Origin of the sequence: Lactobacillus sp. UCMA15818, from assembly GCF_030400225.1 — a bacterium.
GTDB lineage: Bacteria > Bacillota > Bacilli > Lactobacillales > Lactobacillaceae > Liquorilactobacillus.
The window spans coordinates 16,481-28,381 of record NZ_VJYB01000018.1; the positions used below are offsets into that span (position 1 = coordinate 16,481).

Below are 11,901 nucleotides of genomic sequence, written 5' to 3' on the forward strand. Positions count from 1 at the left end.
CACGTTTATACAGAATAAATAGAGAAACTGGATCAAAATTTAACTTTTGATCCAGCTTCTCTATTATTTCAATCTAATAAAAGTTTCTAGTTTATTTAAGAATTTTTCTCAAGCGTATCATGTCTTTTAAAATAAGATTATTTTCAGTGATTTCTTTATCATAGTGAATTGTAAAAAAATTCTGATTGACTCCAACAACCCGAAAACCGCATTTTTGATAGAGATAAAGTTGACCAAAACTGGTTGTCCCGGTTCCAATCTCAAGACATCTGTAACTATTGTTCCGTGCATACTTTTCAGCAAAAGCAAGAAGTTGATGGCCAATGCCCTTGTTTCTTTGTGTTGAAACTACAGCAATATTAACAACCTCTAGCGTCTCAGGGTGCGTAGGTAAAAGAATCAATACCCCCACTAATTCATTATCATAAGTTGCTTCGAAACAAAAAGAGCGTTGCAAATGCTTGCTTATCAATTTTTTATTAGGATCTGCTTCAAGTAAAAGTTCATAATGCTGTTCTGTTAGGTTATTTAATGTTCCAATGTTGAGATTCATTTTTTCTCCTTAATGAAGATTTCTTTGTAGGTCATATTTCCTAGTCTTTAACAAACTAAAGGGGTTTATCATAAGTCAAAATTCTCTGTCTAACTTCAAACATTATTATTTAAATCTTGCGCCCAGGGTTCAAAATATTATTAGGGTCAAATGCCTGCTTGACTTTACGTTGCAAATCGACAACCTCTTGCCCCAACTGTGAGACAATCCATCCATATTTTAAGTCACCGATTCCGTGTTCGGCAGAAATGGTTCCCCCCAGTGACTGTGCAAAAGCAAAAATCTTAGTGATTGCGCTCTGCACATCTTCTGGGATTGTGTCTAAGTCTTTAGGAATTGCAATGTTCGGATGGAAATTACCATCACCTGCATGGCCGCCTAAGAACGCCTTAACTGGTGAAGTAAAACTAAGATTATCTACAAACTCTGCAAGTTCTGGGAGCTTAGATAATGGGACTGCCACATCTTCGACAACTAGTCTCCCATAAGCCGCTTCTGCTTTATAATAGTCCTGTCTTATTTTGACAATTTTCTTTGCGTATTCAGGGTCATCTGTTACTGAAACGTGCAAGGCCTTATTTTGTTCTAGTGTCTCCTTAAGCGCCTCTAATGCTCCTTCTGGTGTTACGTCCAATTGGAAAATCAACAATGCCTCTGCACCCTCTTTGCCCATATCAGTCCCTTCAAGGGCATCAAGTGCTTCAATCGACGTCTTATTTAATGCTTCTAACATCGACGGATTTAAGCCACTAGCTGATATTTTTTCAACAGCAACACTCAATGCCTTCATATCTGCAAATGTTGCCAAGCCTGTTGTTGCATTGCCAAAAGGAATCGGTAGGATTCGAACTGTTGCTTCTACTACGACCCCCAGCGTTCCCTCAGAACCAACAAATAAATCTGTCAAATCATAACCTGCATTGTTTTTAAAGCAGCGTCCGCCAGTTTCAACAATTGTCCCATCAGCCAGTACAACTTTCAGCCCTAAAACGGATTGTTTTGTTGTTCCGTACTTTAAAGAACTCATCCCACCGGCATTCGTCGCAATGTTTCCGCCAACTGTACTAATTGGTTTTGAGCCTGGATCTGGTGCAAAGAAGTAACCTTGCTTACGCACTTCTTCATCCAATGTTCCATTTAAAACTCCAGCTTCTACCACGGCCGTTTGATCTGCCGTATTTATCTCGATAATCTTATTTAACTTTGTCAGATTCAAGACAATTCCACCATTTTCACCAGCTGAGCCATTAACAATCGAAGTTCCTCCACCGTAGACTGTAACTGCAATTTTTTCCTGGTTAGCAAATTTAACTGTCGCTTGTACATCCGCAATACTCTTGGCATCAATTAAAACAGCCGGTTTGCTACCCGTAATTTTTTCTTGGGTAAATTTATTCTGACCATAATCCTTTAATATTTTCTCATCAATTACTATTTCTCCAGTTGGTAATTGTAACTTGCTCAAATCTAATGTCATATTCTGACTTCCTTTCTTCTCCGCATCTTCTACAAAAAAGCCGCCCTTCTCATATGAAGGACGACTCTTGCCGCGGTACCACCTTGATAAACTTAAATTATTAGTTAAGTCCACTTCAATGCGGTAACGGGCATCTCCGTAATCAGTTTACTGTATTTACCAATTCATCATTTTTATCAAAGACCATCTTCAACCAATCTTTCAACTATCTTCCAGCAACACAATAGCTCTCTTAATTCAAAATTAATCTACTCATCTTTTGATTTTAATGTAATTATGGATTTTTAGATTTTAAAAGTCAAGAGGGTGCTGGGTCAAAAGTTAAATTTTGATTCAGTTTCTCTATTTATTCCGTATAAACGTGTTTCATAAGTCAAAGTTCTCCGTCTAACTTCGAATTACTCATAGTAAAGTACCTGCTATGTTCGTAATTTCGAGTTAGTACTCAAATTCCCCCGACTTATGGCACACTCCCATTTGTATCATATATCTGCAAACAAGTAAAAAGCTAAGCCAGAAAATAGCTCATGACTTAGCTCCTTCTACTTCGCTTAAATTAACAAATCAATCCTTATTTTCCATGAATCTTGTCTTGCAACTTATCTCCTAAATCATCAATCTTCTTAGAAGCGAAAATAGTTCCACCAACTAAAACACCGCCAACAACTAAACCAACTGCAAGTACGAACTTAAATAATCCCTTAATTAAATTCATCATTTTTGCCTCCTATCATTGACTTTTTTACCTTTTGCCACTTGAACCTCTTTGTAAATTGCCATCAACAACTGAGCTAAGGTCAAAATAAGCGATAGTTTTGCCCAAAAACCTACTCCAGAACCTAATTTTTTCACACCTTCACCCCCATACAAAGAAAAGCCTCTGTATCCCTTAAATCATTATAGAGTAAAATAGTGCTCAAAATCTATTGATAAGACTCACTACTATCTGATTCCCAGCTTTTTGTCAGGTTCTGCAACAGACCCTAGTATCTTGGTCTAATACCAGACCTTTAAGTACTTGGGTAAAAGCAAAATCATCATTAAGTGCTGGAACCATCTTAAATTCCGTACCACCGCTTTCCATGAAATATTCTTGATTCTCAATTTCAAGTTCATGCAATGTTTCAAGACAGTCTGAAACAAAGCTTGGAGCAACCACCAATACACGCTTAACTCCTTCATTAGGGAAAGCCCGTAATGTATCATCTGTCGCAGGTGTCAACCACTTGTCTGGTCCAAATCTAGACTGAAAGGTTTCAGTATACGGAACATTCTGTAGTCTCTCCATTATCAGCTTGGTTGTGATTTTGCACCGTTCAGCATATGGATCCCCTTTCTCAACGTAACTAACAGGAATACCATGATAAGAAAATAATAGTCTATCTGGTTGAAATTCATTAATTGCCATTTTTATTTTATCTGCCAGTGCATTGATATATGGAAGATAGTCACAAAAGTCTGTGACTATCTTTAGATTAGGTATCTTTATTCTTCCCATATAAAAGCGGTTGATATCATCTACAACCGAACCAACCGTTGTCGTTGAGTATTGCGGATACAATGGAATAATTGTTAAGTTATCGACTTCCATTTGCTCCAGCTCAAGAAGTTCCTCTGCAATTTCAGGTTCACTATAACTCATAGCATAGCGAACTACATAATCAGGTAACTCTGCTTGCAACATCTCTTTTTGTCGTTGTGTGTAATAAAGCAAAGGTGAGCCATGTTCCTCTGACCAGATTGTCTGATATAACTTGGCTGATTTCTCAGGCCTGTGGGGTAGAATTGCCAAATTTAAAATTGGATTCCATTTCCACGCTGGCATATCAATCACACGCGGATCACTCAAGAATTTTTTTAGATAAATACGCACATCAGCTGGCGTAGGAGTCTTAGGAGTTCCTAAATTAATTAATAAAACACCTTTTTTCATTTTTTTCACCCTTTTTAAGTTGCCATTTAATAAGAGACTAACGAACAGTTAATTGATAAACATTCTCAATTACTTTTTTCCAATTTTAGCATAATTACTAACTGATTCAAAGTAAAAATTTATGATTACTTATTTTTTGCTCATACTCCTTTGTTATCAATTTACATTTCTTCAAATGTATACTATAATAATTACTAGTTTAGAAATATTCTAAACTAGTTGGAGGGATTAGTGTAATGGAGAAGAAAAGAAGTCTCGCGCAAAAAGTCAATATTATGCGAGCAGCCGTGATGGGGGCTAATGATGGTATTTTGTCTGTCGCTGGGATTGTTATTGGTGTCGCCGGAGCAACTGACAATAACTATGCTATTTTTCTAGCTGGAATTGCTGGAATGTTGGCTGGAACTGTATCAATGGCCATGGGCGAATATGTATCAGTAAATGCACAAAAAGATGCACAGAAAAAAGCAATTATTCAACAAAAATCGGCTCTCTCACTGAACTATGATGGAGAAGTATCATATGTCAGAGATAAATACGTATTAAAAGGAATCCAACCCGAGCTTGCTACTAAGGCAGCTTCTGAAATGATGAAAAAAGATGCACTGTTAACATCTGTTCGCGAACGTTTTGGCTTTGATATCAGTGAATTTACGAGTCCATATGCTGCAGCATTATCGTCAATGATATCTTTCCCTCTGGGTTCGATTCTACCTTTATTAGCAATCACAATGTTGCCCGAATCAATAAAGGTCTTTGCAACTTTTATTTCCGTCGTAATTGCTTTGGCTATCACAGGGTTTATTGCCGCAGTTCTTGGAAATTCAAATCGGAGAAATAGCGTTATACGAAATGTTATTTCTGGTATATTAACAATGCTTGTAACATATGGAATTGGTACATTAATAGGAAGGTGATTTTAAGTGAATCCTGATATTTTGAAAAAAAATAAGAATGTTAGTACAAATATTAACAAAAATGTTGAACAGAATACGAATAAATCAAAAATGACAATTGATGAAAAACTGAATACTCTGCGTGCTGGAGTTCTAGGATCAAACGATGGAATTCTGACCGTCGTCGGTGTCTTATTTAGTGTCGCTGTTGCAACAACAAATCAATTTACAATTTTCATTGCTGGACTTGCTGATTTAATTGCATGTGCCTTCTCAATGGCAGCTGGTGAGTATGCATCAGTGAGTACACAAAAGGATACTGAAAAATCTGTTGTATCAAAAGAAAAGCTTCTACTGGATAATAATTTAGATGCTGAGAAAAAGCGAATTGCTCTATTTTATGAAGAAAAAGGAGTTACACCTGCAACTGCAACTGAAATAGCTGCAGACTTGATAGCTAAAAAGCCACTCGAAACATTGGTTGATATTAAATATAACCTGAAGCTGGGACATTATATGAACCCTTGGGCAGCTGCTTTTTCATCACTATTCTCAGCAACAGCAGGTGGAATTTTCCCATTAGCTGCAATGACCTTATGCCCTGTTAGTTTCCAGTGGCCTGCAACTATCCTTGCCGTTTGTGTCTCGGTTTCCTTAACTGGTTATTTGAGTGCTAGATTAGGAAATGGCTTAGTTAAAATTGCTATTATGCGTAATCTGCTTGTTGGTATTTTGACAATGATTATCCATTATAGCATTGGGATTTTATTATAGAAATCCACCAAAACTTTACCGTCATCACTTTTATTATGTGCTTCCATGCTCATTTTAAAAAATCTAAATTGATATTATTACAATCATATTTTCAGATATTCTATTTTTATTTCAGCTAGCATAAATAGAGGAATTGAGTCAAAAGTTAAATTTTGATCCAATTCCTCTATTTATTACAGATAAACGTGTTTCATAAATAAAAATTCATGGTACACTCTCTAATTTCAGCTATTAAATTTTGGAAATTTACGACTAATCCCAGTAACCCTCATCACCATAATCAAGATGAGTCGAATCCTCTTTAAAATTATTAAAATCAATCTTTTCCTGTTCAATTTCTTCTTGGAAACGGTTAAAAGCATCTTTCCCCGCTAAGAAATGTAAAGGCGGATTCTTTAATTGACTCAACTTAATAATAGCCTTGGCAACTAAAGCAGGAGAACCTTTTTGTTCCCCTGAAAAGCCTTCAATTGTTTGGGTTCGCTTATGTGCAGTTGCATCATAAGCAGAAATTGTTTGTGGAGCAGACAAGTGTGATCTGCCGGCCCAGTCAGTTCTAAAAGGTCCAGGTTCAATATTCGTGATTTTAATACCCAATGGGCTAACTTCTTTTAACAACGACTTCATCAAACCTTCAACAGCATGCTTGCTTGCATTGTAATAACCCAGTGATGGCGTTCCAAGCAACCCGGCAATTGAACTAAGATTGATGATGTAGCCGGATTCTTGCTTTCTCATTATTGGCAAAACACTGCGGGTTGCATTCGAAACACCCCAAAAGTTAGTTTCCATCATCTGCCGTACTTTTTGATCATCAGTTTCCTCTACAGAGCCAAAATATCCCCAACCAGCATTATTTACCAGGATATCAATGCGACCCCAACGATCCACAGCTTGTTGCATGGCTTTTTCAATTTGACTGGGAATTGTGACATCAACCGTTTCAATCAAGACATTGGGCTTATTACTCCAATCCGAAATTTTATCAATATTACGAGCAGTAGCCACAACTAATTCGTTCTCAGAAATTAATTGTTCAACTAATTGACGTCCAAAACCAGTTGATGTGCCAGTAACAAACCAGACCCGTTTTTCCTTTTGCATTAGAAAGCCTTCTTTTGAATTATTTTCAAGAACTACATTTAACTTGAATAATGTTAATATACCATCTAAAGTATACTTTAAGTCAACTTTTGAAATCATTATTAACTTTGACAATTTGTCAGATTGAGGAAATGAAGTTGCTCGAGATACCGATTTATGCACATTTCCTTTTCTCATCTAGTAACTCATATGAAATTGTCAAAATGGCTAGCTCTTTTTGCTATTAATTTGGAAGGTACAATTAGCGTAGATGTTCCAAGCAGCTTGTTCCCTAGGCTAGCAGAACAATTAATCCTATAATATAATAGGAGTATTCTAACAATTACGAAATTCTAATGGGAAGAGGCCGAACAAAATGGATTCAAAAAGTAAAGTGAAGATTCAGCTACTTGATTCCGCTCATCTTATGGAATCACAAAAAATATTCAAAATACTAAGTAATCCCATCCGGTTACAACTGCTAAAGGTTCTGGAACAACAGTCTCTTAACGTCAGTGACTTGGTTGAATTACTAAATATCGAACAATCGGTCGTTTCTCATCAGCTAGCAACGCTGCGCAAGCATCAACTGGTGACTGCAACTAGATTAGGCAAGGCAAATTATTATCAACTCGATGATCCACATATTCTTGATGTGGTAAATGAAACACTTGCACATGCTGACCATGTTATTCGTGGCAAAGGGCATGGTCAATAGCTTGCTGGCTCACATATGTCAGTAGGTTTTTGAGTAGATGATAAATTTTACCGTCTCATATTCTATGTTCAGCCAGAACCAATAAAAAATGGTTTAGATTATATTTAACTACAAAAATACCGACCCCCGAAAATTAGATTTTTAATCTAACTTTTGGAGGTCGGTATTCCTTACCCAGTCTTTTGACTGTAAAACCTAATCAAAATGGAATTTCTATCTAACTACCAAAACTGATATTGGAGCATGTTTAGCCATGTATGCTGCCTGGCTACCAAAACGACCCTTGATACCCTTCTTTGATTCCGAACCAATTATCAACAAATCAGGACTTACCTTAGGAATAACCTTCTTCACAATTGATTCACCTGCGTCGCCTTCTGCGATAATCGTTCTAACATGCTTAACTCCCTTAGCAAGTGCTTGATCACGATATCCCAAAATATGCTCCTCTAACTCTGATCTCTCACCATGAATGAAGTCTTTATCCATTGCTTGAAAAACGCTTAATTCATCACTTTCTAAGACAGAAGCAATTATCAGCTCTGCATCGTCTTCCTTAGCTCTCGTAATAGCGTAATCAAAAGCCAACAAAGCATCAGCGGAATCATCAACACCAACCAATATTCTATTAATCTTTTTTTCGCTCATTGTTCACCCCTCTTAACGTTTTCTTTAACCATTAACTGATTCATTATGCAATCTTCTAAGACGTTTATCACCACGGTACAAATCAACCATAGTCCAAGCTAGCAAAGCTAAAATGGCAATAATTAAAACATATGCAATATTGTCTGCTAAAGCAAGCTGTGCTTTTGTTGCATTATCTCCGAAGAATGCTTCAATTGACCCAGGAAGTCCCTTCATATTTAACACTGTTAGTGCGATAACAGAAAACCAGCCCAAAATTTTAACCCAAAGCGTGTTTTTGAAGCGCTTGTGCATCTCAATATCACTATTAGTCAACATTAACAGTGGCAGCATTGAGAATGGCAAGGCAAATGCAAGAAAAACTTGTGAGTTATTCATTAAGGTATTAATAGCCTCATGTTGTTTAATCGCACTCTCATTACTTGTCATAGAAACACAAATTAAAACTGGAATTACAGAAATTAATCTAGTCACTAAACGACGTGCCCAAAGTGGCATTTTCATATGGACAAAACCTTCCATAATTACTTGTCCAGTTAATGTACCAGTAATCGTTGAGTTTTGGCCTGAAGCTAATAAGGCAACCGCAAATAAGATAGATAACACTCCTGATTTTGCAACAGCTATTAATACTCCGTTGCTAAGAGCTGATGAATTAGATAAAGCTTCGAATAGTCCAAAGAATGATGGATCTTTAACAGCACCAGACTTGAAAACTGCAACACCCATAATCAATAACAGTGAATTAACAACAAAAGCTAGTGACAACTGAATGTTTGAATCCCATGTTGAAAACCTAACTGTCCTTGCTACGTCTTCTTCATCATCATGATCAATCTTTCTAGTCTGTGAAACAGCTGAATGCAAATATAAATTATGTGGCATAACCGTAGCACCAATAATTCCTAATGCACCAGAAATTGGGGTCATTCCACCAATGCTTGGTGAACTAGCAAATGTTTCACCTGTAGGTACGAATCCTTTAAGTACATCACCCCAACTTGGATTAGAGAGTGCAACTTGGTAAAGAAAAACCAGTAGAATAACAAAAATTAAACAAACAACAATTGCTTCAATTTTACGAAATCCTATCTTGGTTAACAAAAGTAATAATAAGACATCAAAAACTGTTAGAAAAACTGCAATTACCAATGGAATATGGAATAAAAGATATAACGCAATTGCTGCCCCTATTACTTCGGCAATATCTGTTGCCATAATCGCAAGTTCGGTTAGAATCCATAAAACAATTCCTAATGATTTCCCAGTCCTTGCCCTGATAGCTTGAGCTAAATCCATTTGACTTACAATTCCCAGTTTAGCAGCCATGTATTGTAACAACATCGCAATTAAACTCGACATTAAAATCACAGAAATTAACATGTATTGAAAGTTCTGACCACCAGTGATCGAAGTCGACCAATTTCCCGGATCCATATAACCAACCGCTACTAAGGCTCCTGGACCAGAATACATAAATAAAGTTTTCAGAAATCCCTTTCCTTTAGGAACCTCCACAGTACCATTAATCTCCTCAAGCGAAGGACCATTGGCATATTCAATTAAATGATGCTTCTTCCCTTGAGTTTTATTATTACCCAAAATAATTTACCACCTTTCAAATATTAAGTAGGACCAAAGTGTATTATACACCCCAGTTTGCTTAATTTGAACTTTTTTTTAGGCTAACCATAAAAAATATTTTTAAATAGTGACTTTTTCTATTAATATTTGCTTAAAATTCACCCCTAGAATCAGCTTCATTGTAGGTGAGACACGTTCATCCTGAATAAACAAATGGAGCCAAATCAAAATTAAATTTTTTGACTCAACTCCTCAATGACTACTTTGCAATAACTTAATAAACATGTACTCGGCCTACTTGTTTTTCAACAATCTTGGTGTCCGGCATACTAATTATAATTCTGCCCCTATTTCTTGCTTTGGTCCAATTATCGACCACATATTCAACCTCAGTCAATGGAAAAACATTCACTGAAAATGTCTCGGCAATATTCCAATCCGTCAACAATCGCTGCCATATCTCCTTTTTTTCTTCAAGTGTGATATTTACTGAATCGATCCCAATTAATCGGACACCACGTAAGATAAAGGGAAGTATATTAGTTTCTAATTTGTTACCAGCAATGTTTCCACATGCTGTAACTACTCCTTTATAACTAACCCAAGGTAATACAGCTTCCAACACTGTTCCTCCCACGCAATCAATTACATAATCGAATTTTTGCTGTGCAATCAATTTTTTAGTTGCAAGTTCCTCTTGTAAATACACGTGTTGAAACTCTTTGCGATAACTATCTTGCTGTTCTTTGTTCCTGACAAAAACTGAAATATTTTTCATTTTCAATTTTTTTAAAAGAGCAATAACGATACCTCCCACTCCGCCAGTAATACCTGTAACAAGTACTTTAGAATCAATTTTTGCCCCTTCTGCAATAATTTCGTGCACAGAAAGTGCAGCCGTCAATCCCGCGGTCCCCAGTGACATAATATATTTCAATGATACATCTTGGCCTAGTTTTATCAGCCATTCTGCAGGAACCCTTGCATACTCAGATAAGCCCCCCGTATGTGAGACGCCCACATTGTAACCCGTGCACAATACCTTATCTCCTATTAAAAACCGAGAATCGCCCGTCTCAATAACTGTACCGCCAAAATCCACCCCTGGAACCATGGGATACTTTCGGATTACTCCTGCATTATTCTGAAAGGCCAGCACATCTTTATAATTTAACGAAGAATACGCAATCTTCACAATTACATTCCCTTCAGATAAGTCAGAAAGGGTAATATTTCGCAGTTCTTGCTGCACCTCTTGCATGTTCTCGCTCTTATCAACCACTATTGCTTTAAATAACTTATCTTCCATTATTCAAATCCCTTCTGCAATAATTTCTGCTTTATACTTGAATAGTTCTTGTAATCTGCTTCTTTAATTCTGGTATTACATCTGTTAAGAACCAAGGATTTTTCGTTAGCCAAATATTGTTACGTGGTGATGGATGGACGATAGGAAAATATTCAGGTAAGTATTCCATAAAATGTTGAACTGTACTTGTTATTGTTGTTTTGGGTGTTAAATTCAAATAATATCGCTGGGCATAGGCACCTATTAGAACTGTGAGTTGAATATTCGGCATTTGTGCCAATAATTTTGGATGCCATTTTGCTGCAATTCCCTTTCTGGGTGGCTTATCACCTGATTTTGCCTTTCCAGGATAATAGAAGTCCATGGGAATAACCGCAATTTCTCCAGAATCATAAAATGTTGTTTTATCAATTCCTAGCCATTCACGTAATCGTTCACCAGAAGCATCATTCCACATAATACCGGAGTCCTGTACTTTCTTTCCCGGAGCTTGTCCAATAATCAATACTTTAGCCGTTCTAGGTGCTGAAAAGACAGGATATAGTCTCGCAACGGTATAATTCTTGTTCTGCTCATCGTTCACAATATCATCATAAATACTCATTATTATTCCCCCGTTCAAGTAGACTTTATATGTTCAATTATACAACAGAATACTAAATAATTTATATGATTCCCTTTATCATCGCAGTTCTCTATCCTATTGTGTTGCTTTCTTATAGGAACTTTGAAAGTATAGTATAATATAATGTGCTATCATTTTTTACTGCAACCGGTGAGAAATAAAAAAGCACTCATGTAAAGTGAACCCCCAAGATTGGACGTAAATCCAATCTTGGGGGTTTTACTATAATGAAATTTAATTTGAACTTCAAAATAAAAGTTGTAACCGAATATTTAAGTGGTATCGGTTCTACCACATTAGC

The 11,901-nt window shown here is 36.6% G+C and carries 13 protein-coding genes and 1 other annotated feature; of the genes, 3 read left to right on the top strand and 10 right to left on the bottom strand.

Annotated elements, in window-relative coordinates:
- Positions 1-91 precede the first annotated feature (91 nt).
- From FFX44_RS11735 to hemH, 5 genes are all read right to left on the bottom strand, one after another.
- Complete coding sequence (locus FFX44_RS11735) at positions 92-553, bottom strand: GNAT family N-acetyltransferase (protein ID WP_289981192.1); 462 nt, start codon at positions 551-553, stop codon at positions 92-94.
- A 109-nt stretch (positions 554-662) separates the two neighbouring features.
- A complete protein-coding gene (locus FFX44_RS11740) occupies positions 663-2,030 on the bottom strand; it encodes an FAD-binding oxidoreductase (RefSeq protein WP_289981194.1) in 1,368 nt (455 codons plus the stop codon).
- Between the two features lie 53 nt (positions 2,031-2,083).
- Positions 2,084-2,303, bottom strand: a binding site (T-box leader).
- Between the two features lie 298 nt (positions 2,304-2,601).
- Positions 2,602-2,745, bottom strand: coding sequence for a hypothetical protein (locus tag FFX44_RS11745; protein ID WP_164478088.1), 144 nt, complete (start codon positions 2,743-2,745; stop codon positions 2,602-2,604).
- Entirely contained in the window at positions 2,745-2,882 is a 138-nt protein-coding gene (locus tag FFX44_RS11750; protein ID WP_289981198.1) for a hypothetical protein, read from the bottom strand. Before FFX44_RS11750 ends, FFX44_RS11745 begins: the two co-directional genes overlap by 1 nt.
- Positions 2,883-2,994: 112 nt before the next feature.
- Entirely contained in the window at positions 2,995-3,963 is a 969-nt protein-coding gene (hemH, locus tag FFX44_RS11755; protein ID WP_289981202.1) for a ferrochelatase, read from the bottom strand.
- A 236-nt stretch (positions 3,964-4,199) separates the two neighbouring features.
- On the opposite strand from hemH, the gene FFX44_RS11760 reads away from it, so the two are divergent.
- Positions 4,200-4,880 carry a VIT family protein gene (locus tag FFX44_RS11760; protein WP_289981203.1) on the top strand — a complete coding sequence of 227 codons (681 nt, stop codon included), beginning with the start codon at positions 4,200-4,202 and terminating at the stop codon, positions 4,878-4,880.
- Between the two features lie 90 nt (positions 4,881-4,970).
- A complete protein-coding gene (locus tag FFX44_RS11765; RefSeq protein WP_289981217.1) occupies positions 4,971-5,633 on the top strand; it encodes a VIT family protein in 663 nt (220 codons plus the stop codon).
- Positions 5,634-5,885: 252 nt separating this feature from the next.
- Here FFX44_RS11765 and FFX44_RS11770 read toward each other — a convergent pair whose 3' ends face one another.
- On the bottom strand, positions 5,886-6,737 hold the full coding sequence (locus FFX44_RS11770) for an oxidoreductase (RefSeq protein WP_289981218.1): 852 nt from the start codon (positions 6,735-6,737) through the stop codon (positions 5,886-5,888).
- Between the two features lie 355 nt (positions 6,738-7,092).
- Here FFX44_RS11770 and FFX44_RS11775 point away from each other — a divergent pair, with 355 nt between their 5' ends.
- A complete protein-coding gene (locus FFX44_RS11775) occupies positions 7,093-7,434 on the top strand; it encodes a metalloregulator ArsR/SmtB family transcription factor (RefSeq protein WP_289981204.1) in 342 nt (113 codons plus the stop codon).
- 213 nt (positions 7,435-7,647) lie between these two features.
- Here FFX44_RS11775 and FFX44_RS11780 read toward each other — a convergent pair whose 3' ends face one another.
- The 4 genes from FFX44_RS11780 to FFX44_RS11795 form a co-directional block, all read right to left on the bottom strand.
- Entirely contained in the window at positions 7,648-8,082 is a 435-nt protein-coding gene (locus tag FFX44_RS11780) for a universal stress protein (RefSeq protein WP_289981208.1), read from the bottom strand.
- Positions 8,083-8,106: 24 nt separating this feature from the next.
- Positions 8,107-9,684 (bottom strand): Nramp family divalent metal transporter, encoded by a 1,578-nt coding sequence (locus FFX44_RS11785; protein ID WP_289981209.1) that lies wholly within the window; start codon positions 9,682-9,684, stop codon positions 8,107-8,109.
- 256 nt (positions 9,685-9,940) lie between these two features.
- Positions 9,941-10,975 carry an acryloyl-CoA reductase gene (locus tag FFX44_RS11790; protein ID WP_289981212.1) on the bottom strand — a complete coding sequence of 345 codons (1,035 nt, stop codon included), beginning with the start codon at positions 10,973-10,975 and terminating at the stop codon, positions 9,941-9,943.
- 31 nt (positions 10,976-11,006) lie between these two features.
- Positions 11,007-11,579 (bottom strand): uracil-DNA glycosylase family protein, encoded by a 573-nt coding sequence (locus tag FFX44_RS11795; protein ID WP_289981215.1) that lies wholly within the window; start codon positions 11,577-11,579, stop codon positions 11,007-11,009.
- Positions 11,580-11,901 lie beyond the last annotated feature (322 nt).

Bases quoted from the DNA above. Each gene is read 5' to 3' on its own strand.
- FFX44_RS11760 (WP_289981203.1), top strand. From the start codon at position 4,200: ATGGAGAAGAAAAGAAGTCTCGCGCAAAAAGTCAATATTATGCGAGCA.
- FFX44_RS11770 (WP_289981218.1), bottom strand. From the start codon at position 6,737: ATGCAAAAGGAAAAACGGGTCTGGTTTGTTACTGGCACATCAACTGGT.
- FFX44_RS11735 (WP_289981192.1), bottom strand. From the start codon at position 553: ATGAATCTCAACATTGGAACATTAAATAACCTAACAGAACAGCATTAT.
- FFX44_RS11765 (WP_289981217.1), top strand. From the start codon at position 4,971: ATGACAATTGATGAAAAACTGAATACTCTGCGTGCTGGAGTTCTAGGA.
- FFX44_RS11745 (WP_164478088.1), bottom strand. From the start codon at position 2,745: ATGAATTTAATTAAGGGATTATTTAAGTTCGTACTTGCAGTTGGTTTA.
- FFX44_RS11775 (WP_289981204.1), top strand. From the start codon at position 7,093: ATGGATTCAAAAAGTAAAGTGAAGATTCAGCTACTTGATTCCGCTCAT.
- FFX44_RS11780 (WP_289981208.1), bottom strand. From the start codon at position 8,082: ATGAGCGAAAAAAAGATTAATAGAATATTGGTTGGTGTTGATGATTCC.
- FFX44_RS11740 (WP_289981194.1), bottom strand. From the start codon at position 2,030: ATGACATTAGATTTGAGCAAGTTACAATTACCAACTGGAGAAATAGTA.
- hemH (WP_289981202.1), bottom strand. From the start codon at position 3,963: ATGAAAAAAGGTGTTTTATTAATTAATTTAGGAACTCCTAAGACTCCT.
- FFX44_RS11790 (WP_289981212.1), bottom strand. From the start codon at position 10,975: ATGGAAGATAAGTTATTTAAAGCAATAGTGGTTGATAAGAGCGAGAAC.
- FFX44_RS11795 (WP_289981215.1), bottom strand. From the start codon at position 11,579: ATGAGTATTTATGATGATATTGTGAACGATGAGCAGAACAAGAATTAT.